Origin of the sequence: Streptomyces sp. Ru71 (assembly GCF_002920535.1) — a bacterium.
Taxonomy (GTDB): domain Bacteria; phylum Actinomycetota; class Actinomycetes; order Streptomycetales; family Streptomycetaceae; genus Streptomyces.
Window position 1 is genome coordinate 13,876 of the sequence record NZ_PQSS01000060.1, and the last position, 23,397, is coordinate 37,272.

Here is a 23,397-nt window from a genome sequence, read left to right on the forward strand (position 1 = left end):
CCCGCATGCGCACCCCGCACGCCTCCGCCCCGGCAAGCCGCACCTTGGGCAGGATGTTCAAGGCCGTCGTGAGCCTGCTCGTCTTGGCCGGCGCACTTGCCGGGCTGCCGCTGCTGCTCGGGTGGGTGACCCCGGTCATCTGGGCGGCCAGCCACGACGATCTGGCGCACCTCCTCGACCGGCAGGACACCGGAGCGGCGTTCCTGATGCTGCTGGTCGTCGTCGGCTGGGCCGGATGGGCCCAGTTCGCCTTCTGCGCCGTGCGTGAACTCCTCGCCCAGCTACGCGGCCGCACCTGGCTCGCGCCCCGCGGCTTCGGCGCTCCGCAGCGTGCGGCGGCCGCGCTGGTCGGCAGCATCCTGGTACTACTTCCCGCCAGTTCCGCTCTGGCCTCGGAGGCGCAGGCCGCTCCATCCGCCACAGCCGCCCGCATGCCCGGTCAGACCCATGCCTCAAGAGCCGAGCACTCATCGGTGTCCGCAGCGGGCGTATCAGCGGCCCGCACCTACACCGTGAGCCAGGCACGGCCGGCGGAGAGTCTGTGGAGCATCGCTGAGGCCGAGTTGGGGGACGGTGAGCGGTGGCGGGAGATCGCCGATCTGAACGAGGGCCGAACCATGATCGACGGCACGGTTTTCCGCGCGAACAGCTTTCTGCAGCCCGGCTGGAAGCTGCAGATGCCCGACAGGGCCGCAGCCGTCGCAGGCATCCGTACGCAGCTGAGTGACAGCGCACCCGCTGCCCACGAGAAGACAGGGCAGGTCGTCACGGTCAGCGCGGGTGACTACCTGTCGAAGATCGCTGAGAAGGAACTGGGCGACGGCGACGACTGGCCACAGTTGTTCGAAGCCAGCAAAGGCAAGCCGCAGCCGCACGGCCTGCCCGAGATCACCGACCCCGACGTCATCTATGCGGGACAGCAGATCACGGTGCCCGAGCCCCGGCCCCATCAACCGGACCACGGCCCCGGGCAGGGAGAGGAGTCGGGCGCTCACGAGGCCACTCCTCCAACCACCCAGAATCCCGACAGCACGCAAAAACCGGACGACGGCGACGACGCGCCAGCACCCGCCCCCAGCCAGACCACAACGCCGGCATCCGAATCACCGCCACCCAGCGCACCGGCCAGTTACCCTGCCGAGCAGCCGGGGCAGGAGGAGTCGTCTCCGCCCGCCTCAGCGTCGCCGGAGCCTGAGCCCAGCGCCAGCGCCTCGGCTCCTGCCGCCTCTCCGTCAGCGTCAGCGTCGTCATCGGAAGCATCCGGCTCTCCTGCCGGCCCGGTGACGGCTCCGGTCAGCAGCAGTCCGCTGAACCTGCGCATCGTGCTTGGCGCCGGCGCGCTGCTGGCGGCCGCCGTCACTGGCGCTCTCGCCCTGCGCAGGACGCTGCAGCGCCGCCGCCGCAAGCCCGGCGAGACGATTGCCATCGCGTCGGAAATCTCTGCAGCAGAGGCCCAGCTGGCGGCGGCTGCCGAACCGGCAGGCGCTGCCCGCCTGGACGTGGCCCTGCGGACGCTGGCCCACCACTTGGCCCAGCAGCAGGAGGACCCCGTTCTGCCGCCCCTGCGGGCCGCCCGGATCGGCGCCCGAGCAGTACACGTGCTGCCCGAGGAACTCGCCCAGGAACCGGTGGCACCCTTCACTACCGGACAGGGCGGCTGGTGGATCCTGCCCGCCGACGCCGTCCTTCTGGACGACGAGGCCGCCCGCGAGGTGCCGCCGCCGTATCCGGGACTGGCCACGATCGGCAGCACCACGGCCGGCGACCTGCTGCTGCTCAACCTCACAGCCCTCCCCGCCCTGCTGCTGGACGGCAACCCGGTCCACATCACCGAGGTATGCACCTCGCTGGCGCTCGAACTCGCAATGAGTCCATGGGCCGCCGACGTCCAGATCGTCACCGTGGGATTCGGCGAGGACCTTCCCCAGCTGCTGCCCACCGCGCGCATCGCCCACATGCGGCAGCCCGCGCACGCGCTGCGTGATCTGAGCGAACGCCTGCTGGAAGCCCACCAGATGCCCGAAACCCAGCATCAGCCGTATCTGCTGCTGTGCGCGTCCTCGCTGGACGAGAACACCGCCTGGCAGTTCGCCGACGTCATCGACCGGGCAGGGGCGATGCCCGTCACGCTGATCGCCCCGGCCAGTACGGCGGCCGCCCGCTTCCCCGAGGCGGAGATCCTCAACGCCTCACTCAGCGAGCCGCAGACCCTCGACTACGTGGGCACCGACATCACCGTGCAGCGTCTTGCACACTCCGCCTACCTGCAGATCACCACCGCCCTGAAGGTGTCCGGGCAGCCGCCCCACCCGGCCGAGGGGCCCTGGCAGGACGTTCCGCAGGAGCTTGAGGGCGTGCAGCAGCATCAGCAGGCATCGCCTGAGGAATCCGTCTTCCCCGACCGCGCGATGCCGGCGCCAGCCGCGGCAGCGGATGTGAGCGGCGAGATTTTCCCAGCCCTGCTCGCCGCCACCACCGATCCGTCCGCACTCCGTCTTCTCTCCCCCGCCACGTCGTCAGTGGAGGCCGACCATGAAGCCGGCCCGGACACCGAGCCAGCGGTGCCTTCGGCCCCAAATCCCCGGGCCTGCGCGGATTGTGCCGACACGGCACACTCCGCGCAGGCCGACGTCCCAGCAACCACCGCCGAGGAGCCGACGGCGCCAGAGACGGAAGGGTGCGAGGCACACGACCTGCATGCCCCGGAGATCCGGGTCCTGGGACCAGTCGAGGTGACCGGCGTGGAAAACACCGGACACGGCCCGCGGATGGCGCAGCTGGCCGCCTTGCTGTATTTCCGTCCAGGACGCAGCGCGGACGTGCTATGTGCCGACATGGACCCGGTCAGCCCGTGGTCGACGAGCACCCTCAACGCGCGCATGCAGGGCCTGCGCAGCTCCCTGGGCAGCGACGCGTCCGGCAACCCGTACGTGCCACGCCGCAAGACGGGCGATGATCCATACCGGCTCGCACCCGGCGTGCGATGTGACTGGACCCGCTTCCTCCAACTCGTCGAACACGCACTGCCCCTTGGGCCGGCGGGCCTGCCCGACCTGGAGAAGGCACTGAGTCTGGTACGGGGCAAGCCGTTCGGCGGCCGGCCGCTGCCATGGGCCGAGCCCAAAGCGCAGGAAATGATCACACGGATCATCGACGTCGCACACACCGTTGCCACCTACCGCATCCCCGCCGGCACCCACCACGACCTGAACGCCGCCCGGCAGGCCGTCTCGACCGGCCTCGACGTCGATGAGACCGCAGAGCTCTTGTATCGGGACTGGTTGAAGATCGAACATACAGCCGGGAACCGCTCGGGCCTGCACACCGCGATCGCCCGCGTGCAGCAGGTCAACCGGTCGCTGGACTGCTCACTGGAGATGGAGACCACTCAGCTCATCAACGAGCTCCTCAACGGCTCGGGCACGGCGGTGCGCAAGGCCCTGTAGGCGTGGATGCACGGGACGACGCGGTGCGCACTACTGGCTGGGGACGACATCCCGAGCCGCGTAGGCGAGCAGTTCGCTCAGGGCTGCCTCGTTGGAAGCGGGCGGCCGGAGGCGCCATTCCGCGAGAGTTTCGCGTACGGTCTGCGCAACCGCGTGCGCCTGCTGGGCCAGGTCGTCGTCCAGGGCAGCCACTCCCCCGTCTTCGGCACGTCCGGTGACGACGACCGGCCCGTGCATCGGGTACAGGACGATGCCTCGCCAGGCACTCGCCAGGGCCCACGCGGCGATGTTCTGCGCGAGCCCGATCGCGTGTCCATCGCCGTGCATGTGCAGCAGCGCCTGCCGATGGTAAACGCCTAGATCAACAGCGCCGCTGGATCCGATGTGTTCCCGGATCGCGGAAGGCGCACCGGGCTCCGGCAAGTCGAGTTCGCTGATAGCGGTGTCCGGGGCGATACATAGGGCACGCATGAGACCTCCTGTCTCGCGGTTCGGAAGCGCAGTGCGCACATCGCGGTGCGGCTGGCTGCGCAATGAACAGCCCGGCTGCCCAACGCTGATGCGGTCGAGCCGGGCGCGGCTTCTCACTCCTGCGGCTGTGCGTGGTGGCGGGTCAGTCCCTGCCAGCGCCGCTCGAAGTCGAGGACTTGCTCGGCAATGTAGTCGGTGGTAACAGGCTTGTTGTGCTGCGCAGTGATGCCCTGGGCTGCGCACTGCTGCACAATGGCGTCGAACGACGGGCTCTCATTGCGCACCCGCTGTTCCGCCCACACGTTGTAGACCCGGAACGGCAGGAGATAGCGGCGCAGGGTGGACGGACTGACCGGCTTTCCACCTCGGCCAGTCATGCCCTTCATCTCTGCCAGGTAGGCGGAGAGCTGCTCGGCCTTGGGCTCCTCGCCGTACTCGGTCTGATACTCCATCCAAGCGAGGTAATAGCGGTCGACGGTGGTCAGCGCGGCAACGGCAGGCATCCCAGCCGCGCTGTCCTCGGCCAGCGGGTCATCGATAGCAGCGCTCACCCGGGGCCTGCGCTGCTTTGTGGCGGGGTGCGAGCCCACGCCGGCCGGCGACTCTTCAGACTCCTCGCTCGCGAGCGGATCGCCAGAAGGCACCTGCGCGACGGGCACCGCGGCTTCCTCGCCCGCGGGCGGCTCCGTCTCGTCGAACTCGCGCTGCCGGAAGGCCGCGACGAAACCCTCCAGGTCTGCGCCCGTGATGGGCTGGCCGTTGCCGCCGGTGATCTGGTCCCGCTCATAGACGTACGTGGCGAGAGCGGCGGCATCGGGGTAAACCCCGAGCTCCTGCGCGTACGTCAGCCAGGCGCTGTAGAAATAGTCAGCCCATCCGTCATCCGCGTCAGGCGGGGCTTGGAGCTCGGTGCCGCTCTCAGCTGGCGGCGTCTGGCGCTGCTTGAGGAACCGCAGCAGGGGCTCGACTTGCTCGCTGGACACCGGTCCGCCCGCCGCCGTGGCCATGCCGTACTGGTCTCGGAGCCACAGAGCGAACTGCGAGCTCGTGGGCTCGAAACCGAAGGCGCTCATCCAGTCCTGATAGGCCTCGGCGAGTTGGGCCCTCTGGTCGCCTTCGAGGCCATGCGACTGCTCGGGACGCGCGGCAGACATGTCCGCCTGCGGCTGAGGGGCCGCACCGTCCACCTGCGCCGATTCCTTCTCCCCATGGAGGACGGCCTCGAGTTCAGGGCTCTGCCGCTGGGTCAGGACAGGGTTCCGTTCGATGGTGAACTGAATCGGCGGCTCGTCGATGCCTGCGGCGGCCAGCCCGGCCGCGGCCGTCTCGGCCAGAGGGACACCGTAGCGGGCCAGACGGAGCGGCATCAGCGACTCTACCGGAGCCTTGCGACGCCAGGCCCGGCCGAAACGAGAGCGCAGGCTCGCCCGGTAGACAACACGCTCCTGCTCGAGCTTGATGACCTGGTCGTAGGAGCGGAGCTCCCACAGCTTCATGCGGCGCCAGAGCAGGAACGTGGGGATCGGAGCCAGCAGCCAGCGGGTGACGCGGACACCCTCCATGTGCTTGTCGGCAGTGATGTCGGCGATCCGGCCGATCGCGTGCCGGGCAGCCTCGACCGCGACGACGAACAAGACCGGAATGACCGCGTGCATTCCCACACCCAGCGGGTCAGGCCAGGCCGCCGCCCCATTGAAGGCGATGGTGGCGGCCGTCAGGAGCCAGGCCGCCTGGCGCAGCAAGGGAAACGGGATGCGGATCCATGTCAGCAGCAGGTCAAGAGCCAGGAGGACACAAATACCGGCGTCGATGCCGATCGGAAAGACATAGGCGAAGGTGCCAAAGCCCTTTGTGACCGCAAGTTCACGGACCGCCGCGTACGAGCCAGCGAATCCGATCCCAGCGATAATCACGGCACCCGCCACGACCACACCGATGAGGACCCGATGCGCTCGGGTCAGCTGGGGCATCACACCGTTCCCGCCAGCCACAGACCCCTCCCCCATTACTCTCGATGGTGTGCAGTCCAGAATCCCACGACTTGATCACCATCGGGTCGAGTCCCCTACCGCTGGCTGAATCTCCTACTGGAAACACCACCCGACCACCTCACCGAGGCCCTTGGTTACGCAAGAGCAACCAAAGCGACCGACGTTGAATAGGCATCGTGATGGCCGATGCGTGCGCCGGAGTTGGCCTTCAGTATCCCCATCTCCCGCAGGGGGCGGGAACTGATGCTGGCAGAAGCTCGGCGCAGCCTGCCTGCACCAGCCGATCTTCGTGGCGCTCACGGTCAGGGCAACCTTGCTCCACGTAAGCTGGGCACCAAGCGCGGGGAGAGGCTGGAGCCGGGGGCGACCAGCGACTGTGGCAGCTACTCGTCGACAACGCCGGGATCCTACATCGCGACAAAGAAGGTCACCGCGCACTCTCTGTGGGCGGGGCCGAACACGGGCATGAAGGCCCACCTGTCCCTGGCGGAGCGAAACCGTCGGGACCTGGGTGGCCGACTCGTGGACTGCGGACATGCGTACGACCGGCCGAAGGTAGACCCGCTGTCTGGCTAGAGCGTCCACTTTCGGCCCCTGCGAGGGCGACTCCAGCTGGCCCCACTTTGTGGATGACTGGCGAAGATCAGGCGTCGTGATGCGGCTCCTGTAGGCGGTTTGATTGGGGAGGCCCACCGGCTGCTGTCCCTGCCAGATCACGCCTTCGGAGCGCAGCCGACTTAAACAGCCTCTAGGTGCTGTTCGGCCCAGATGGTCTTGCCTCGCGTCGTATGGCGTGTGCCCCAGCTCTGAGCGAGTTGGGCTACGAGCATCAGGCCGCGTCCGCCCTCGTCAAAGACGCGGGCTCGGCGAAGATGTGGCGCGGTGCTGCTGGCGTCGGACACCTCACAGATAAGGGTGCGGTCGTGGATCAGGCGCAGCTGAATGGGGGGTTGGCCGTAGCGAATGGCGTTGGTGACCAGCTCGCTGACGACCAGCTCGGTGGTGAAGAGGTTGTCCTCCAGCCCCCACGCCGTTACCTGGTCGCACGCGTTCTGCCGAGCCTGGGCGACCGCCGCGGGATCGGACGGGACATCCCAGGCGGCGACCTGATTGGCCCCCAGGGCACAGGTGCGGGTGACGAGGAGGGCCACGTCGTCGTCCGGGCCGGCCGGAAGCAAGTTCTTGAGGACGTTGTCGCAGATGTCCTCCAAAGAGCGGGCGGGCTGCGTAAGGGCGTGCCGCAGCCCGGCGAGTCCATCGTCAACGTCCCGGCCCCGGGCTGCGATGAGGCCATCGGTGTACAGGGCCAGCAGGCTGCCTTCGAGCAAGTCGATCTCGGTGGCTTCGAAGGGCAGACCGCCCAGCCCGAGTGGTGGACCGATGGGCATGTCGAGGAGTTCAGCAGTGCCGGACGGGGCGACCACGGCGGGTTGCGGATGGCCAGCGCTGGCCAGAGTGCAGCGGCGGGAGACCGGGTCATAGACGGCGTACACGCAGCTGGCGCTAATACCCTCGGCGGCATCCGGTTCGGCCTCGGAATTCAGCCGGATGACCAGGTCATCGAGGTGAGTGAGCAGCTCGTCCGGTGGCAGGTCGATGTCGGCCAGAGTGCGTACCGCCATGCGCAACCTGCCCATGGTGGCGGACGCCTGGATGCCGTGGCCGACGACATCCCCGACGACCAGCCCGACTCGGGCGCCGGACAGCGGAATCACGTCGAACCAGTCGCCGCCCACCCCGGCAGGAGCCCCGGCAGACAGGTAGCGCGAGGCAACGTCGACCGCGACCTGATCGGGAAGTCTGTGGGGCAGAAGGCTGCGCTGGAGCGTCACGGCAGTGGTGCGCTCACGGGTGTAACGGTGAGCGTTGTCGACGCACACCGCTGCCCTGGTGGTGATCTCTTCGGCCACCAGCAGATCGTCCTTATCGAAGGCATCCGGGTGACGGTGGCGGAGGAAGACCGCCACGCCCAGGGTGTTCCCTCGCGCCCGGATCGGCACGGTCATCATCGAGTGGATTCCGTAGGCGCGGCTCCGCCCCGATCGGACCGGATCGTTAGCCACCCAGCGGGTGACGGCCGGGTCAGTCATCTCGTACCTGGCAGACCGGCCTGCGGCCAAGCACTGCGCCGGCGGGGAGGAGGCCGGGTACGCGGCCACCTGGTCCAGTTCGATCGCGGCTTCCGGGCACCCTCGGAGAACAGACTGGTGAGCGACACGTCGCAATGCGACGGAGCGCGTGAGCACACCGAAGGGTGGCTCTGCGCCGTCTTCGAGGGAGGCCAGCAGATCCACGCTGGCAAAGTCGGCAAGACGGGGCACCGCCACATCGACCAGGTCCTGCGCCGTGCGCGCTACGTCCAGAGTGCTGCCGATCTGCGTGCTGGCCTCGTTGACCAGGAGCAACCGTTGCCGAGCCCAGTACTGCTCGGTAGTGTCGCGCGCTGCGAAGCACACACCGCGCATCCCACCTTGTTCCGTCACGGGGGCGATACAGATCTCCCAGGCGTGCCGACGGCTTTCCCCCGGGACTTGCAGGAAGTTCTTGAGATACTGTCGCTCTCCGGTCTTAAGGACCCGGCGCATGGCTCGCTCGTTCTTGCGTGCATCCGGGTGCGCCACGATTTCCGACAAGCGCAGCCCGCGCATCTCAGCGTCCGTCATGGCGACCGCGCGCTCCATGTCGGCGTTGGCCCGGACCAACCGCAGCTCCGTGTCAAAGATCGCAAGCACGTACGGCGCATGTGTGAATCCCCATTCCACTATCGCGTGGTGCTCGTCCAGGGGCGACTGCCGCACTGCGGAACACACGAGGAGCCATTCGGTGCCGCCGTCGTTCGCCACACCACGGTGCGCGAGCAACTCCGCTTGCAACGGGCCGCCACTTCTGCGGCGCAGCCTGACTGTCCGGCTCCATAGCGAGCGATCGACTGCGGGCCACGAAATGCGGCGGCTGGCGTCCTCGGCGAGCAGGTCAACCGCCGGCCGCCCCACTACCTCCTCGGCGCGGTAACCGAGCAGCCGGTGGGCACCGTCGCTCCACGCCGTCACGATGCCATGTTCGTCGATGGTGACTGTGCACGCGGCGATCAGCGTGTCCCCCAGTACGTCACCGCTGACGGTGCCGGATCGCGTCATGACAGGTCTCCTCGCCATGCGCCCTGAGCAAGCACTGCTTCATTCTAATTTTCCCATCGAAATTATGTTGCAACGGGTCGTGGAAAATCATCCTCATTGGTGCGAGGCTGACCGCCACGTCCACCACGAACTGGTGTCCATTGCGATTGCGGCCGCCTCCAGTGAGCTCGTCATTTTCTGGCAATCCCCCCCACCGAGTGGCGGCGCCCGGGTCGGGTGCGTGTGGCCACTCACGCAGCCGCCCCCTCGGTTCCCGACCCTGGTCGCCCTTCCGAGGCCTGCGAGAACGACGCTACGCATCGGAACCGGTGCGTCACGTACTGTGGCCCACGACCGCGGGTGGGCACGGATGCCTATCCGGGCATGTTGCGCGATGTGTGCAGTGAGGAGCGGGCCCGCGAGCACGCCGCTGCCTTCCGTGCCGTACGGAGACCTGGAGCCGTTGAACCGCGCACTGCCCGGCGTGACACACCTTCCTAGGCTCGTGCTCTCAGCACGGTGCTGCGCAGCGTCGGGTACGCGATGAGGACCACGACGAGGGCGACCAGGAATCCCAGCGATGTCACGCCGGCTTCCTGGAGAACTGTGCCCGTCATCGTCGCTGCGAGCACCGAGACGACGCCGGCCCAGTTCACCGTCTCGAGCCGGTCGGCGTCGGCGACACGGCCCCGCCGCACGATAAAGAAGTCGGCGATGATCACTGCAGCGAGTGCCGTCGTGGTCACCCCCAGGATCCCGAGATAGCTGGTGACCAGCCCCAGGATGTTCCCAGCGGCCATGAGCAGGCCGATCGCGTTGCCGACCACGACCATCGCGGCCCGCCCCGGATTGCGTCCGGACAGGCTGTCGGAGAGGTTGGACAGTGCCAGCGAGCCGCCGTAGGTGTTCAAAACCTGGGCTTTGGCCTGAGCCACGTACATCAGGAGGAAGCCGGTCAGCCCCGCCAGGACCACGAAGAAGGCCCCGGAGTTATTGCTGATCATCCAGGTGACCTTGTCGGCGATGCTGCTCCCCACCTGGGTTGCGGCTACCTGCGGGTGGGCCCCGAGATAATCACCGACGGCCTTTGAGCCGGCGTGGATGATCACGGTGCCCAGCACCACGACGATGACGTCGATCATGATGGCGCCACCCACGGCGAGGATGCCGACGTCGCGGCTGGACCGTGCGTAACGGGCGAAGTCGGCGTCGGTCAGGGCGAGCGCCCCCGCGGAACCCGCGAGGATCGACAGCACTGCCATAAACCGATCTCCCTGTCCGCCATACCCGGGCGCCACCGGACCCGCCGACATGAGCTCGGACAGGGACGCACCCGAACGGGTCAGGGCCATCGCCGCGATGCCAACGGTGAGAATGAGGAAGCCGATCAGAAGAACCATGGATGTGCGCTGCACAACCTTTAGCCCGAAGACGGTCAGAGCGATCCACGCCAGCGTCAACAGACCATAAATCAGCAAGGCGTTGCCGAGCCCCGGGTGCCAGCCGAACATAAAAAGCGTGCCGTAATAGAGCAGCGCGTTCTCCAGGGCGAGAAAGCCCAGGATCATGAACGCAAAGATGAGCGAGGCGAGTGCCGATCCACGTAGTCCAAGGCCGTAGAAACGTGCGGTCACGGTGGACGAGGTGCCGGACTTGTAGGCGACGTGGCCGACCAGCCAGCCGAGCCCGCCGCCGAACACGGCGACGACCACGCCGGCGAGGATGCCGTACCAGACTCCTGCTATAAGCGTCACTCCGCCGCCGATGGCCAGCTGGATCAGGGTGGAGGCGATGCCCGCAGTGTTGGTCATCAGGCCCCAGCCCGAGCGGCGCTCGGATGCTGGGACGGCGGTCAACGCATGATCTTCCATGCGCGCCCGGACGTCCGTCCTGGACAGCGCGGCAGTCTTTGCAGCCATCGGGCCGGGTCCCTTCAGTCGTGGCTGTTTGGTAGTTCAGCAGGCGGGCCCGGATTGAGCGGCGCTGCCGGACGGTGGATGGGGCCGTCGGTGGTACGCAACGGACGAGACCCGGCGCCAGTGCGGGCGGCGATGATCTCCGCTGCGATGGAGACCGCGGTCTCCTCCGGCGTGTTCGCGCCAATGTCCAGTCCGATGGGCGAGTGAAGCCGGGCCAGTTGGTGTTCCGTCAGGCCCGTCGCACGCAGGGCCTCAAGCCGCTGGGCGTGGGTGCGGCGGGAGCCCATGGCGCCGACGTAGCCCAGGGGCAAGCGGAGCGCCAGATCCAGCAGCGGGAGGTCGAACTTGGCGTCGTGGGTGAGGACGCAGACGACGGTGCGCTCGTCCAGGGCGCCGTTGTCGGCAAGTGAACGCAGATGCCGGTGCGGCCAGTCGACGACCACCTCGTCGGCGTCGGGGAAGCGCTCTGGAGTGGTGAACACCTCCCGCGCGTCGCAGACCGTGACGTGGTAACCGAGGAATCGCCCTACGCGGGCCGCTGCGCCGGCGAAGTCGATCGCGCCGTAGACGAGCATGCGGGGCGGGGACGAATAGACGGAGGTGAGGACGGTCAGCTCGCCTGCGGTGGGGTCGCAGCCGCCGTCCGCCGCGTAGCGGTGCGTGCCGCCGCTTCCGCGGGCGAGCAGGGCTCTGCTCGTGCGGTCGGCGTCCGGGTGGGCGGGCGGGTCGCCCGCTGCGACGCTGGGGGTGAGGGCCCGGAGCGAGCCCAGGCCCTCCGCCGGACTCTCCACGACGGTGGCCAGCGCGACCGGCCGGCCCTCAGCCAGTGCGTCGAGGACGACACGGAGGGCTTGCCTCGCGGGCTCGTCCCCGACTCGTCGAACCACGATGTCGATGACTCCGCCGCAGGACAACCCGACCGCGAACGCGTCGGAGTCGCTGTAGCCGAAGGAGACCCGCTGTGGAACTCCCGTCTCCAGCACGTCCAGGGCGAGGTTGTACACCGCGCCCTCGACGCATCCGCCGGAGAGGCTGCCCAGGACGCGCCCGGTGGCATCGACTGCGACGCAGGTGCCCGGCGGCCGGGGCGCGCTGCCGGTGACCTCGACGACCGTGGCGAGAGCGAAGGGACGGCCGTCCGCGCACCACTCCTCCAGTTCCGCGGCGATGTCGATCATCGAGGTCTCCTCAGGGATTTCAGTGGGCTCAGATCACGTCAGACGCGTCAGCGTGACCTTGTTGCGCAGTTCTCCCAGCCCCGACACCCGCGTGACGATCACGTCGCCGTCGCCCAGGAAGATCTGCGGCTCGCGGGCGTTGCCGATGCCGCTGGGCGTGCCGGTGAGGATCACGTCACCGGCGCGCAGGGTCATGCCGTGGCTCAGCTCGGCGATGATCGTCGCGATGGAGAAGGCCATCTGGCCGCTGGAGGCGTTCTGCAGCAGCCGGCCGTTGAGCTCGCACTGCACCTGCAGGCCGGCAAGGTCGTCGATCTCGTCCGCGGTGGTGATCCACGGGCCGAGCGGCATCGTGGCGTCGATGCTCTTGCCCTTGAGCCACTGCCCGCCGTGCGCCCGCTGTAGATCCCGCTGGGAGACGTCGTTGGCGACCAGGTAGCCGAAGACGTGCTCCAGGGCCTTCTCCTCGGGGATCGACCGGCCGTCGCGTCCGATGACGAGTGCGATCTCGGCTTCGTAGTCCCACTTGGCGGAGACCTCGGGGTCGTAGGCGATGTCGTCACCCGGTCCGATGACGGTGTCGGGGCCCTTGGTGAAGAACGTCGGGTGTACGGGGCGTGAGGCGGGGTCCTGGCCCTCGCGCTTGCCCCTGGACTCCTCGAAGTGGTCCCAGTAGTTCCAGCCGGTACACAGGATGTCGCGGTTGAAGCGGTGCAGTGGTGACTCCAAACGGACCTCTGTCAGAGGCAGCACGTCCGGGCCAGGGAGTGCGGCGCGGGCCGCGTCGAGGGCCTGCGGGCCCCCGCGGACGATGTCGTCGACCGTGCCCAGGGAGGCGGGCAGTACGGACACGGTCCGGTCGGCCTCGTGCACGGCGCCCGCACGGCGTACGGCGTCGACGGTGAGGGAAGCGAGTTTCACTAGTGCCGTCCCTCAGTCCTGGATCGCGGCGATCGCGTTGATCTCGATCAGGTAGTCCTTGTTCACGAACTTGGAGACCTCGACCATCGTGGATGCCGGTGCGACGCCGGTGAAGTACTGGCGGCGTACGGCATGGATAGCGTCGAAGTCCTCCATGTTGCGGACGTAGACGTCCACGCGGGCGATGTCATCCAGGGAGCCGCCGGCGGCCTCGACCGCGGCCTTGAGGTTCTGGCAGACCTGGTGAGTCTGGGCGGTGATGTCGCCGACACCGGTGACGGTGCCGTCCTTGGCGCGTGCGGTCATGCCGGAGATGAACAGCAGCCGGCCGCCTGTCTCGATGACGGTGGCCTGGGCGAAGTGTCCGTTGGGCTCGGCGAGTTCGGGGGAGATGACTTCGTTCTTGGGCACGGGAGGGTCCTTATCGGGCGTCGTCGGGGCTGCTGTACCAGTCGGGCTGGGTGGGGTAGTGGGGGCCGTCGTAGACCTCCAGGAGGATCGACTCCTCCTCGGCGAAGGTGGGACCGTGCAGGCTGCCCTTGGGGTTCCAGTAGAAGGACCCCTCGGTGAGGGTCAGGCCGGTGGGCACGTAGGTGTAGCGGCCCTTGAGACAGAACATGAACTGGTTCGAGGCGTGGGAGTGCCGCGAGGGGATGCCGGAGCCCTTCTCAAACCGCACGAGAGAGATGGAGGCGCCGGTCTCCTCGTTGCGCCACAGCGCCTTGTGGGACAGTCCGGCGAGGGTCTTGTCGGCCCACTGAAGGTCCTGCGTGTTGAGCAGGATCTCGCGGAAGCGGAACAGGGCCTCTCCGTTCGGGCCGGGGGCGGAAGCCTCACGGGACCTGTCGGGTCCCTCGCCGCCGTACGCCGCCGGCTCCGAAAGGTTCTCCGCCCATTCCTCGGCGGTGATGGCCTCGGGACGCGCGGGCGCCTGGACAAGGCTGGGTGCGGTGTCAGTCATGGGTGTGCTCCTGGATGGCGTTCTCGCCGAGGTACTTCAGCTCCACCAGGCGGCTGCGGTAGCGCGTGGTGCCACGGTTGGTGAGCATGTGGACTTCGCCCGGCTCGCGGTAGACGACCCCGCCGGCCGGCTCGTGGACCAGCCTGGGCTCGCCGCCGGTCAGGGCATCGATGCGGTTGTCGGCGGCTTCGAGCGCGATGACGAGGTAGGGGTTGAGGTGCTGGTGCCAGGGCTGGTTGGCGCCCGGTTCCAGGCTGATCTCCCAGACGCGGACGTGCTCGTTCTCGAAGACGACTTCCTGGCCGACGGCGGCCAGTTCGACGGTGGTGCCGTCGGGGGCGATGGCGGTGGTCATGGTGGAAGTGCTCCTTCTTTGCTGGACGTTCGTCACGCGCGCGGCACCGGGCGGCCGGTGATGCGCTCGTACAGCTGCGCGGCGCGGTCGAGGCTGGCGTCGTTCGGGTCGTACGGCACGATGGCGGCCACGTGGCCGTCGGGCCGGAGGAGGACGAGCGTGTCGTCGGCGACGCCGAACCGTTTGCGGACGCGCTCCCCGGGGTCGAACAGCGCGCGGTCGCGCAGTCCGGAGTCGTGGGGCGCGTCCCAGCGGCTGACCGCGAAGTGCCGCAGAGCCGGGGAGTTTTGGGCGGGGATCGCGGGGCGGCGGCGGGTGTCGGTGAAGTAGAGGGCGACGAAGGAGTCGGCGGCCAGGTCGTGCAGGTAGAGAGGGCCCTGCGGTCCGAACAGCGGCAGGTCGGGAGCACGGTCGCCGGCGGCCACCGGGACGGGCCGGTCCCCGCTCTTCACCATCGACCAGTCCCCGGAGCCCTCCACGTCCAGTCGGACACCGAGCAGGGCGCGAGTGAAGGCGTTGCCCCAGTTACCGTCGGTCATGGCTTCGAGGGCGCCCCCTCGGCGGTCCATGTAGGCGCGGGCCGCCTCGGCCATCTCGCCGCTGCCTTGCACGGCTACGGGCGCTTGTTCCGTCTCGTACGCCTCGAGCAGGGACTCGTCGGCCCAGCCGCGGCGCACCCAGGCCAGGCGCCAGGGCAGGTTGGAGGCGTCCAGCACACCGGTGTTCAGGCCGAGCGCCCACATGGGAGTGATCAGGTGGGCGGCGTCTCCCATGAGGAAGATGCGGCCGTCGTGCCACTTGTCGGCGACGCGGTGGTGCACGTTGTAGATGTTCGTGCCCAGGATTTCGAGCTGCGCAACGTCACCGATGAACCGGCGTGCCTTGGCGGCGAGTTCTTCTCGGTCGGGCTCTGGCCGGCCGGGGGCCAGCGGGTAGAGGAAGCGCCAGCAGTGAGGCTGGCGCACCAGGATCATCCATTCCTCGGGGTCGCCGAAGTAGGCGAGGTAGGGGTAGTCCCGGGGGTCGTCGACGTCCAGGTCCACCTTGAGGTCGACCAGCATGTACCGCTCTTCGAGCGTGCGGCCTTCGACGGTGATGCCGAGATCGTCGCGCACCTGGGAGCGGCCGCCGTCACAGGCGAGCAGGTGCCGGGCCTTGACCGTGCGTTCACCGCCGGGAGTCTCCAGCCGCAGCTCGACGTAGTCGTCCGCCTGCTCGAATCCGAGCAGGCGGTGTCCCATGTGCAGGACGCCGGGTGCCTTCTTCTCCAGCGCGGTTCGCAGGACGGGTTCGAGATGATGCTGAGGGATGTTGATGACGAAGGGGAAGCGGGTGTCCTCCGTCAGATCGCCGGTGCGCACGCTGAGCGTGGGGGTGTTGGTCGCACGGTCGAGCTCGCCGATCTCGTCGATGCGCAGAGAAGCGTCGAGGACCTCGCTGAGCGCTCCGTAGCGGTGCAGCACTTCCAGGGTGCGGGTCAGGACGGTGCCGGCTTTGGTGTCCAAGGACAGCCGGTCGTCCTCCTCGAACACGACGACGGGGACGCCGTACTGGACCAGGCCCAGTGCCGTGATGAGGCCGATGGGTCCGGCGCCGATCACGGCGACGGGCAGCTCGTCGCCGTGATCCGGAGTGAGCTGTTCGGTCATGAGGTTTTCACTCCTTGGGGAAGACGCGGTCGCGGGTGAGCGTCGAACCGGTCATCGTGGCGGCGTCGGACAGCAGGAAGAGCAGCGGGCCCACGACGTCCTCGGGTGTGCCGATCCCAGTAGTCCTCGCCCAGTGCTCGCGCTCTCCGCCTGAGGGGTTGGCGGCCCGGAACTGCGGCGTGTCGATCACGCCAGGGAAAACGGTGTTGACGCGGATGCGGTACTCGGCGACCTCGGCCGCCAGGGACTTGGCGAACGGGATCAGCGCGCCCTTGCTCGCCGCGTACGCGGACGCTTCGGCGCGGCCCATGTGGGCCAGACCGGAAGCGAAGACGAGGATGGCCCCGGACCGCCGCTCGATCAGGTGCGGAAGCACCGCCTGACAGCTCCACACCACGCCGTCGAGGTTGACGGCGAGCGTGCGCCGCCACTCCCGCGGGTCGGTGTCGACGACGGGGGTACGCGGCTGTATGGCGGCTCCGGCAACCAGGGCGTCGATCTGCCCATGTTCGTCGAGGATCCTCTGGACGGTGGCAAGGACGGCCTCCCGGTCGGAGACGTCGGTGCGGTATTGGACGACGTTGGCGACGCCGTCGAGTTCCTCGGAGGCGGACACGTCCAGGACGACGCTGGTGCCGCCGGCTGCGGCGTAGCCGCGGGCGAGGGCGGCGCCGATACCGTGGGCGCCGCCGGTGACGACCAGCACCTCGCCCGAGGCGTCGAAGAGGGTTTTCATGGAATGGGTGCTCCTACGGTTCGGTGATCAGCGGCGGGTGCGGGTACGTCGATGGCTGCGGATGAGCTGCTGGGCCACAAGGTGTCCGGAGCCGCCGCCGAGGCCGGGGCCGGGATGGGTGGCGGCGCCGATGTGCCACAGCCCGGGCACGGATGTGGCGTGGCGGGACGCGCTGGGCAGAGGCCGCCACAGCAAGTTCTGGTCGACTTCGGCGGAGCCGCCGTACGGGTCGCCGGCCACCGCGTTGGGGTTGTACGAGGAAAGGTCGGCCGGAGTGATCGCATCCCAGCTGAGCACCTTGGCGGGCAGGTCGGGCGCGTGGTGAGCCACGCGGTTCAGCACACGGCGTACGTAGCCGTCAGTGAGTTCCTTGGTCCAGCCGCCGGTGACGTCCAGTTCGCCGGCGGCGTCGCCGAGCGGCTCAAACGGCAGCTCCTGCAGCTGAATCCACAGCGACGCCGCACCCTCGGGGACTCGTGTCGGGTCGAGGACGTACTGCTGCCCCACCACGACCGTCGGCCAACGCGGAAGCAGACCGGCCTCCGCTTCCGCGCAAGCGATCGCGGTACTTGCCGAGCCATCGCTAACGTGCAGCAGCGGTACCGCGCTCAAGCGGTCGTCGTTCCAGGTCGGCGGGGCGGAGAGGGCGACGTGGAGCTGCATCGCGGCACGCCCGGACCGGTAACGGCGGGCCTGGTCGCGGACGGTCTGCTGGACCGGGGCGCCGGCGGGCAGAAGCTCTTCGTACAGCGCGGTCGGAGTCACCGATGTCAGCACCGCACGGCGGGCATGAATCGCCTCGCCGCCGCAGACGACGCCGGTGACCTTGCCGGACGTGACGATCAGCTGCTCCACCGGCTGACCGGTACGGATGTCGACCCGGAGTTCGTTCAGCAGAGTCTCGAAGGCGCCGACGAAGTTGGCCGCGCCGCCCGCCACCACCGGCAGGCCGAATCCGTGCATGGTGGCGGCCAGGATCGGCAGCATCAAGCCGCCCGAGGCGTGATCCGGGGACAGTCCGGCGTGCAGCAGCCAGGGTGTCCACAGCAGGTCGACGTCCTCGCCGGTGAAATAGCTGCGACAGTACGAGCGAGCGCTGGTGAGGAAGTCGCGGAGCCACTTCTCGGTGCCCGCCAGGCGTTCCCGGCGCAGCATCCGCAGCGCGGGCCCGACGATCGCACGAGAGCGCAGCTCACTGCTCATGAAGCCACCGATGTCCTCCGCGTTGTGCAGGAAGCGCTGCAGCATGCCGAGATAGGCGGAGCGGTCCTCGGCGTGCTCGAACCCCTGCGCCGTCGTCTCGGCGTCGCGGTGGGCGAGGGCCACTCGGCCGTCGCACGCGATGGTGCCGGTGACGAAGTCGTCGGTGTTGCGGTACTGAAGTCCGTGGCGGTGCAGGTCCTCGCCGAGGGCGGCGTAGGCGGCGCCGGAAACGAACAGCGGATGCCACGAGGAATACGTGTCGTGCAGGTAGCCGGGCAGAGTGCGCTGCTCGGTGGCGATGAATCCGCCCAGCCGTGCGTTTTTTTCGACCAGGGCCACCGACCAGCCGGCCTTGGCCAGCTCGGCGGCCGCTACCAGGCCGTTCACACCGGAACCGACGACGACGGCGTCGACCGTACGTGACATGGGTCCTCCTCGGGCTCGTGGTTCGGGGTGCCGCTCAACGGGGGGTGCTGAGGGTGATCCCGACCGCCCCGGCCGTCTCGCGCAGGGCACGCAGGACGCTGTCGTCGATCTCGACCCCGGTGCGGCGTGCGGCGTCCTCCCGCTCCGCCTCCAGCTGCCCCGGCAGCAGCAGTCGATCGGTGCCCGGCGCCTTCGGTGATCCGGTGATCTGCTGGGCGAGCGCGTCGACGCGGTTCTGGAAGGCGTCCTTGTCCCCGAACGCAGAGATGTCCAGCGCGAGGAAGAAGTGCGCGCAGTCGTTGGGGACCGACGTGTCGGCGTACAGTCCGCGGACGCCGTTGCCGAAAGCGCCGCCGGACAGCACGCCGGTCAGAACGTCGACGACCAGGGCGAGACCGTAGCCCTTGTGTCCGGCCGCGGGCAGGAGCAGGCCGGCCAAGGCGTCGGCGGCATTCGTCGTCGGTGTGCCGCGGTTGTCGGTGGCCCAGGTGGGCGGTATCGGGCGGCTTTCCTGGGCCGCGAGCCGGATCTTGCCTAGGGCTGCCTCCGACAGGGCCATGTCCAGCAGGATCGGTTCGCCGTTTCCGGTGGGGATGCCGACGGCGAGGGGGTTGTTGCCGACCACCGCGGCCGCACCGCCCGGGGCCGGCATGAGCGGCCGGGTGTTGGCAGCGGCAATGCCGAGGCAACCCGCCGCCGCGGCCGTGCGGGCGTAGCGGTACGCGCCGCCGAAGTGGAAGGCGTGGCGGACTGTCACGGCGCCGATCCCGTAGGTGCGTGCCTTGTCGATGGCCAGGTCCATCGCCTGGTCGCCGGTGAGCTGGCCGAGCGCGTCCCGGGCGTCCAGCACCGCGATCGCGCCCGCGTCGAGAACGACCTCGGCCCGCTCGTGGGTGCTCACCGAGTTCTTGCGGAGGCGCTCGACGTACATCGGCACCAGCAGCACACCGTGCGACGGCGTACCGCGCAGATCCGCCTCCACGAGGCTGTCGGCGACGGTCGCGGCGGCCATCGGCGACAGACCCGCGGCGGCGAAAACCGAGCTGACGGCTTCGACCAGCCACTCGGGCGATACGGAAATACGGTCGCTCATTCGAGAACTCCACACGGTGGCTGAGTATGGGATTTCCTCGGCCGCGATTTCTTCGTGGGCGACCAGGAAGCTGCCAAGAAATTAAGCGCGTGTGAATTCGGCCGCTATCCGCGAAACGCGGCCGACTGTCCACTTTCCGCGCCCTGGCCTTGGCCCGTGGCCCATGGAGCGCATTTCGGACAGTGCACAGCGTTCGGCGGCTGGTGCAAGAACACGGCGTTTCTAGTGTGGGCACATACGGAGCCGCAAAGGGGCGCCTGGAACCGGCTCCGGTCCGCGGAGGTGCATCGAGATGACCGCAGAGCTTGTCCTCACCGCCGGCACGGCCCACAAGGACGCTGAGCGTCTCGGTTACGACTGGCCGATCCCGCACATCCCGGAGGCCGTGGCACTGGTCCGGCGCCGGGTGGGCTCGCTCCTGAAGGAGTGGGACGTCGGAGCCGACTCCGTCGACGAGGTCCTCCTCGTCGTCTCGGAGCTGGTCACCAATGCCGTGCTGCACGCGCTGCCGCCGGCCACGCTGACCCTGTCCTGCACTGTGTCCGCCTGCGGTCGTCGGGTCCGCGTCGAGGTCCGTGACCACGGGGCTGCCGAAGTGATCGGCGAGCCGGCGGACGACGAGCACGGCCGGGGATGCGGCATCGTGATCGCTCTCGCGGCAGCGTGCGGTGCCTACACGGATGCCTCCGGCTGCGTGCGGTGGGCGGAACTGGACTGTCCCCCGCAGTGAGGGGGAGCCGGCCGCTCAGCCCCGCAGGGTCTGCGACGGATGCTCCCCGAACCGGTTCTTGTAGGCGATGGCGAAGCGTCCCGGGTGGAAGAACCCCCAGCGGTAGGCGACATCGGTGACTGTCGTCGTTCCGGGTGCGGCCGCGGTCAGCTCGGCCCGGACCCTGTCGAGGCGCACCTCGCGCAGGTAGGACACCGGCGTCGTCTGCAGGTGCCGGCGGAAGCCTTCTTGCAGCGCCCGCACGCTGACACCCACCGCCTCGGCCACGTCTTCCACGGTCAGCGGCTCAGCCGCGTGACACTCCATGAGCTCCATGGCCCGGCGGACCGTCGGTGGGGCCACGCGCGGCTGCTCGCCGCTCAGGGCGGCGCTGTAGTTGTGCGGCTGGGTGAGCAGGAGCTGGGTCGTCAGCAGGGACTCGAGCTGTTTGACAGCCACGGGCTGGTCCAGCATGCCTCCGGAATTATCCGCGTCGCCCCGCAGCAGATCGATGATGCCGAGCCAGGAACGGGCCCCAGGCGTGGTGAGATCCATGCCAAGATCGAATCGAACAGGCGTTTTGGGCTGGCGGCCCAGCAGCTTGCCGAGGTGAGCCTCCAGCGCGGTCCGCCGGATCCAGACGATGAGCTGGGCGTTTCCCTCGTGCCATCGCATGGCCAGCGCTTCCGTGGGTGAGGGCACGGACGCCATCCGGGGCGTGGAGACGATGTGCTCGCCACCGCAGGTGATCTCGGCACTCCCGCCCAGCGGCATCTGGACCAGGTAGAACTCCTGCAGCGCGCCCGGCGTGATCATCACTTCTGCGCCGTAGGCCAGGTAGTACAAGCCGGTGTCGCCGAACGTGACTCCGTGCAGCCGCGCGTCCAGCCGGGCGGACCGGCCCAGCACCCGCAGGTCGTGGGCGCAGAAAGTGCGTCCGACCTGCGCACGCGCCACCTCCACCTCGGAGGTGTGGAAGCGCTCGTGCGTGCCGAGCGGGATCGGCTCGTTGGTGCTCATGAAGTGCCTCCGCTGCAGAAAGCGCGATCTGGATAGGAAGCGGCGTGATGCGGATAGCGATGCCCCGGCGCTCAGCCTAATTTTTCGACAACTCCCAACGAAGACCAGGAGACAGCATGAGCGGATTGGCAGTCAAGGCCGCGATTGTTACCGGCGGGTCAACCATTATCGGTAAAGCGGTCGCCCGCGCATTGCATGCGGCCGGCGCCAGCATCGTCGTCGCCGATATCGACAAGGACGGCGGCCTCGAATTGGCGAGCGAGCTGGGAGATCGTGTCCTTTTTGTTCAGACGGACATCACGGACGACGCTCAGGTAGCCGATTGCGTCGCCTGTGCCGTCGACGCGTTCGGGCGGGTGGACATCCTGGTGAATCTGGCCTGCAGTTATGTGGACGAGGGCTTCTCTTCGAGTCGTGAGCAGTGGATACAGGCCCTCGACGTGAATGTGGCCAGCGCCGCGCTCATGGCGAGGGCCGTGCACCCGCATCTGCTCGCGCAGGGTGGTGGGGCGATCGTCAACTTCACCTCCATCTCCAGCAAGGTCGCACAGCCCGGGCGCTGGCTGTACCCGGTGAGCAAGGCGGCCATGGTCCAGCTGACCCGCAACATGGCGGCGGACCTGGCGGCAGACAACATCCGGGTCAACTCCGTGAGCCCCGGCTGGACCTGGTCGAAGGTGATGGACCAGCTCACGGGTGGCGACCGGGCGAAGACCGACCGCGTCGCCGCTCCCTTCCACCCCCTGGGCCGGGTCGGTGACCCCGAGGAGGTCGCCAACGTCGTCGCCTTCCTGTGCTCCGACGAGGCGTCGTTCGTCACCGGTGCCGACTGGGCCGTGGACGGCGGCTACTCGGCGATCGGCCCCGAAGGTCTCATCCCCGCGATCCCCCAGCTCGCCGAATAGCCGGCCGTCTCACCAAGCAGCCCCAGCCCCCTCTTTTTCCACGCTGTGCACACGGACCGGAGGTCCACCCCATGCGTAAGATCACCATCATCGGTGCCGGCCAGGCCGGCCTCCAGCTCGGCATCGGGCTCCTGGGTCACGGATACGACGTGACCGTCGTGTCCAACCGGACCGGACAGCAGATCCGCGACGGCCGGGTCATGTCCAGCCAGTGCATGTTCGGCACCGCCCTCGGGCACGAGCGCAACCTCGGCCTGAACCTGTGGGAGGCGGAGTGTCCCCCCGTCGAGGGCATCTCCTTCTGTGTGCCGGACGGCGCCGGCGGCAAGGCCGTCGACTGGTCCTCCCGGCTCGACGCCTCCGCCCGCTCGGTCGACCAGCGCGTGAAGATGCCGGCGTGGCTGGAGGAGTTCGAACGCCGCGGCGGCAAGGTGGAGCTGCACGACGCCGGCGTGGACGACCTGGAGCTCTACGCCCGTGAGTCCGACCTGGTGATCGTCGCGGCGGGCAAGGGCGAGATCGCCCGCCTGTTCGAGCGTGACGCCGAGAGGTCGACCTTCGACGCCCCGCAGCGCGCCCTGGCGCTGACCTACGTGAGGGGGATGAAGCCCCGGGACGAGCACTCCGCCGTCAGCTTCAACCTGCTGCCCGGCATCGGCGAGTACTTCACGTTCCCGGCGCTGACCACCACTGGAGCCTGCGACATCATGGTCTTCGAGGGCGTCCCCGGCGGCCCCCTCGACTGCTGGCAGGACGTCTCCTCGCCCGAACAGCACCTGGAGCGCTCCCTGGAGATCGTGCGCCGCTATCTCCCCTGGGAGGCCGAGCGCTGCACCGACCTGGAGCTGACCGACGCCAACGGTGTCCTCGCCGGCCGCTTCCCGCCCACCGTGCGCAAGCCCGTCGGCCGGCTCCCCTCCGGGGCAACCGTCCTGGGCGTGGCCGACGTCGTGCTGCTCAACGACCCGATCACCGGGCAGGGCTCGAACAACGCCAGCAAGTGCGCGGCCTCCTATCTGTCGAGCATTCTCGAGCACGGTGACCGCCCGTTCGACACCGCCTTCATGCAGGAGACCTTCGAGCGGTACTGGGACTACGCGCAGTACGTCGCCACCTGGACCAACGCGCTGCTGGGCGCACCGCCCGAGCACGTTTTGAAGCTGCTGAGCGCCGCCTCCGACAGCCCTCGCATCGCCCGGCGTTTCGCGAACGGCTTCGACGACCCGCGGGACTTCTTCCACTGGTTCATGAACCCCACGGCAGCCGAGTCCTACCTCGCCGCCGTCCAGGCCTAGCGC

The 23,397-nt window shown here is 68.6% G+C and carries 18 protein-coding genes; 4 read left to right on the top strand and 14 right to left on the bottom strand.

What is annotated here, in order from left to right:
• Positions 1–5: 5 nt before the first annotated feature.
• The gene (locus C3489_RS27785) at positions 6–3,446 is read left to right on the top strand and encodes a LysM peptidoglycan-binding domain-containing protein (RefSeq protein WP_103784823.1); all 3,441 of its coding nucleotides are present in this window, start codon (positions 6–8) and stop codon (positions 3,444–3,446) included.
• 30 nt (positions 3,447–3,476) lie between these two features.
• Here C3489_RS27785 and C3489_RS27790 read toward each other — a convergent pair whose 3' ends face one another.
• The 13 genes from C3489_RS27790 to C3489_RS27850 all read right to left on the bottom strand — a co-directional run bounded on the left by C3489_RS27790 (position 3,477) and on the right by C3489_RS27850 (position 19,465).
• Positions 3,477–4,034, bottom strand: a complete 558-nt coding sequence (locus C3489_RS27790) for a hypothetical protein (protein ID WP_146075357.1) — start codon at positions 4,032–4,034, stop codon at positions 3,477–3,479.
• Positions 4,031–5,887, bottom strand: coding sequence for a DUF2637 domain-containing protein (locus C3489_RS39580; protein ID WP_258054978.1), 1,857 nt, complete (start codon positions 5,885–5,887; stop codon positions 4,031–4,033). The genes C3489_RS27790 and C3489_RS39580 overlap by 4 nt, the downstream gene beginning before the upstream one ends.
• A 758-nt stretch (positions 5,888–6,645) precedes the next feature.
• Entirely contained in the window at positions 6,646–9,045 is a 2,400-nt protein-coding gene (locus C3489_RS27800; protein ID WP_103784825.1) for a SpoIIE family protein phosphatase, read from the bottom strand.
• Positions 9,046–9,521: 476 nt separating this feature from the next.
• Positions 9,522–10,943: a cytosine permease gene (locus C3489_RS27805; RefSeq protein WP_258054979.1), complete on the bottom strand. Its 1,422-nt coding sequence runs from the start codon at positions 10,941–10,943 to the stop codon at positions 9,522–9,524.
• A gap of 14 nt (positions 10,944–10,957) precedes the next feature.
• Positions 10,958–12,121, bottom strand: a complete 1,164-nt coding sequence (locus tag C3489_RS27810) for an XdhC family protein (protein ID WP_103784826.1) — start codon at positions 12,119–12,121, stop codon at positions 10,958–10,960.
• A gap of 33 nt (positions 12,122–12,154) precedes the next feature.
• Positions 12,155–13,042, bottom strand: coding sequence for a fumarylacetoacetate hydrolase family protein (locus tag C3489_RS27815; protein ID WP_103784827.1), 888 nt, complete (start codon positions 13,040–13,042; stop codon positions 12,155–12,157).
• 12 nt (positions 13,043–13,054) lie between these two features.
• Positions 13,055–13,453, bottom strand: coding sequence for a RidA family protein (locus C3489_RS27820; protein WP_103784828.1), 399 nt, complete (start codon positions 13,451–13,453; stop codon positions 13,055–13,057).
• Between the two features lie 10 nt (positions 13,454–13,463).
• On the bottom strand, positions 13,464–14,003 hold the full coding sequence (locus tag C3489_RS27825; protein WP_107499754.1) for a cupin domain-containing protein: 540 nt from the start codon (positions 14,001–14,003) through the stop codon (positions 13,464–13,466).
• Entirely contained in the window at positions 13,996–14,358 is a 363-nt protein-coding gene (locus C3489_RS27830; protein ID WP_103784829.1) for a hypothetical protein, read from the bottom strand. Before C3489_RS27830 ends, C3489_RS27825 begins: the two co-directional genes overlap by 8 nt.
• A 32-nt stretch (positions 14,359–14,390) precedes the next feature.
• The gene (locus C3489_RS27835; protein ID WP_103784830.1) at positions 14,391–16,007 is read right to left on the bottom strand and encodes an FAD-dependent monooxygenase; all 1,617 of its coding nucleotides are present in this window, start codon (positions 16,005–16,007) and stop codon (positions 14,391–14,393) included.
• 7 nt (positions 16,008–16,014) lie between these two features.
• A complete protein-coding gene (locus tag C3489_RS27840) occupies positions 16,015–16,743 on the bottom strand; it encodes an SDR family NAD(P)-dependent oxidoreductase (RefSeq protein ID WP_103784831.1) in 729 nt (242 codons plus the stop codon).
• A 27-nt stretch (positions 16,744–16,770) separates the two neighbouring features.
• Positions 16,771–18,372 carry an NAD(P)/FAD-dependent oxidoreductase gene (locus C3489_RS27845; RefSeq protein ID WP_103784832.1) on the bottom strand — a complete coding sequence of 534 codons (1,602 nt, stop codon included), beginning with the start codon at positions 18,370–18,372 and terminating at the stop codon, positions 16,771–16,773.
• A gap of 34 nt (positions 18,373–18,406) precedes the next feature.
• A complete protein-coding gene (locus tag C3489_RS27850; RefSeq protein ID WP_103784833.1) occupies positions 18,407–19,465 on the bottom strand; it encodes an Ldh family oxidoreductase in 1,059 nt (352 codons plus the stop codon).
• Positions 19,466–19,757: 292 nt separating this feature from the next.
• Between C3489_RS27850 and C3489_RS27855 the strand changes: the two genes are divergently transcribed.
• Complete coding sequence (locus tag C3489_RS27855) at positions 19,758–20,195, top strand: ATP-binding protein (RefSeq protein ID WP_103784834.1); 438 nt, start codon at positions 19,758–19,760, stop codon at positions 20,193–20,195.
• 15 nt (positions 20,196–20,210) lie between these two features.
• Here C3489_RS27855 and C3489_RS27860 read toward each other — a convergent pair whose 3' ends face one another.
• A complete protein-coding gene (locus tag C3489_RS27860) occupies positions 20,211–21,194 on the bottom strand; it encodes an AraC family transcriptional regulator (protein ID WP_103784835.1) in 984 nt (327 codons plus the stop codon).
• A 116-nt stretch (positions 21,195–21,310) separates the two neighbouring features.
• Between C3489_RS27860 and C3489_RS27865 the strand changes: the two genes are divergently transcribed.
• Both C3489_RS27865 and C3489_RS27870 read left to right on the top strand, forming a co-directional pair.
• Complete coding sequence (locus tag C3489_RS27865) at positions 21,311–22,099, top strand: SDR family oxidoreductase (protein ID WP_103784836.1); 789 nt, start codon at positions 21,311–21,313, stop codon at positions 22,097–22,099.
• A gap of 71 nt (positions 22,100–22,170) precedes the next feature.
• Entirely contained in the window at positions 22,171–23,394 is a 1,224-nt protein-coding gene (locus C3489_RS27870; RefSeq protein ID WP_103784837.1) for a styrene monooxygenase/indole monooxygenase family protein, read from the top strand.
• Positions 23,395–23,397 lie beyond the last annotated feature (3 nt).

What these genes read in the sequence shown, in the direction of transcription:
- C3489_RS27785 (WP_103784823.1), top strand. Translation starts at nt 6, where the DNA reads ATGCGCACCCCGCACGCCTCCGCCCCGGCAAGCCGCACCTTGGGCAGG.
- C3489_RS39580 (WP_258054978.1), bottom strand. Translation starts at nt 5,887, where the DNA reads ATGCCCCAGCTGACCCGAGCGCATCGGGTCCTCATCGGTGTGGTCGTG.
- C3489_RS27800 (WP_103784825.1), bottom strand. Translation starts at nt 9,045, where the DNA reads ATGACGCGATCCGGCACCGTCAGCGGTGACGTACTGGGGGACACGCTG.
- C3489_RS27805 (WP_258054979.1), bottom strand. Translation starts at nt 10,943, where the DNA reads ATGGCTGCAAAGACTGCCGCGCTGTCCAGGACGGACGTCCGGGCGCGC.
- C3489_RS27810 (WP_103784826.1), bottom strand. Translation starts at nt 12,121, where the DNA reads ATGATCGACATCGCCGCGGAACTGGAGGAGTGGTGCGCGGACGGCCGT.
- C3489_RS27825 (WP_107499754.1), bottom strand. Translation starts at nt 14,003, where the DNA reads ATGACTGACACCGCACCCAGCCTTGTCCAGGCGCCCGCGCGTCCCGAG.
- C3489_RS27830 (WP_103784829.1), bottom strand. Translation starts at nt 14,358, where the DNA reads ATGACCACCGCCATCGCCCCCGACGGCACCACCGTCGAACTGGCCGCC.
- C3489_RS27835 (WP_103784830.1), bottom strand. Translation starts at nt 16,007, where the DNA reads ATGACCGAACAGCTCACTCCGGATCACGGCGACGAGCTGCCCGTCGCC.
- C3489_RS27840 (WP_103784831.1), bottom strand. Translation starts at nt 16,743, where the DNA reads ATGAAAACCCTCTTCGACGCCTCGGGCGAGGTGCTGGTCGTCACCGGC.
- C3489_RS27845 (WP_103784832.1), bottom strand. Translation starts at nt 18,372, where the DNA reads ATGTCACGTACGGTCGACGCCGTCGTCGTCGGTTCCGGTGTGAACGGC.
- C3489_RS27850 (WP_103784833.1), bottom strand. Translation starts at nt 19,465, where the DNA reads ATGAGCGACCGTATTTCCGTATCGCCCGAGTGGCTGGTCGAAGCCGTC.
- C3489_RS27855 (WP_103784834.1), top strand. Translation starts at nt 19,758, where the DNA reads ATGACCGCAGAGCTTGTCCTCACCGCCGGCACGGCCCACAAGGACGCT.
- C3489_RS27860 (WP_103784835.1), bottom strand. Translation starts at nt 21,194, where the DNA reads ATGAGCACCAACGAGCCGATCCCGCTCGGCACGCACGAGCGCTTCCAC.
- C3489_RS27865 (WP_103784836.1), top strand. Translation starts at nt 21,311, where the DNA reads ATGAGCGGATTGGCAGTCAAGGCCGCGATTGTTACCGGCGGGTCAACC.
- C3489_RS27870 (WP_103784837.1), top strand. Translation starts at nt 22,171, where the DNA reads ATGCGTAAGATCACCATCATCGGTGCCGGCCAGGCCGGCCTCCAGCTC.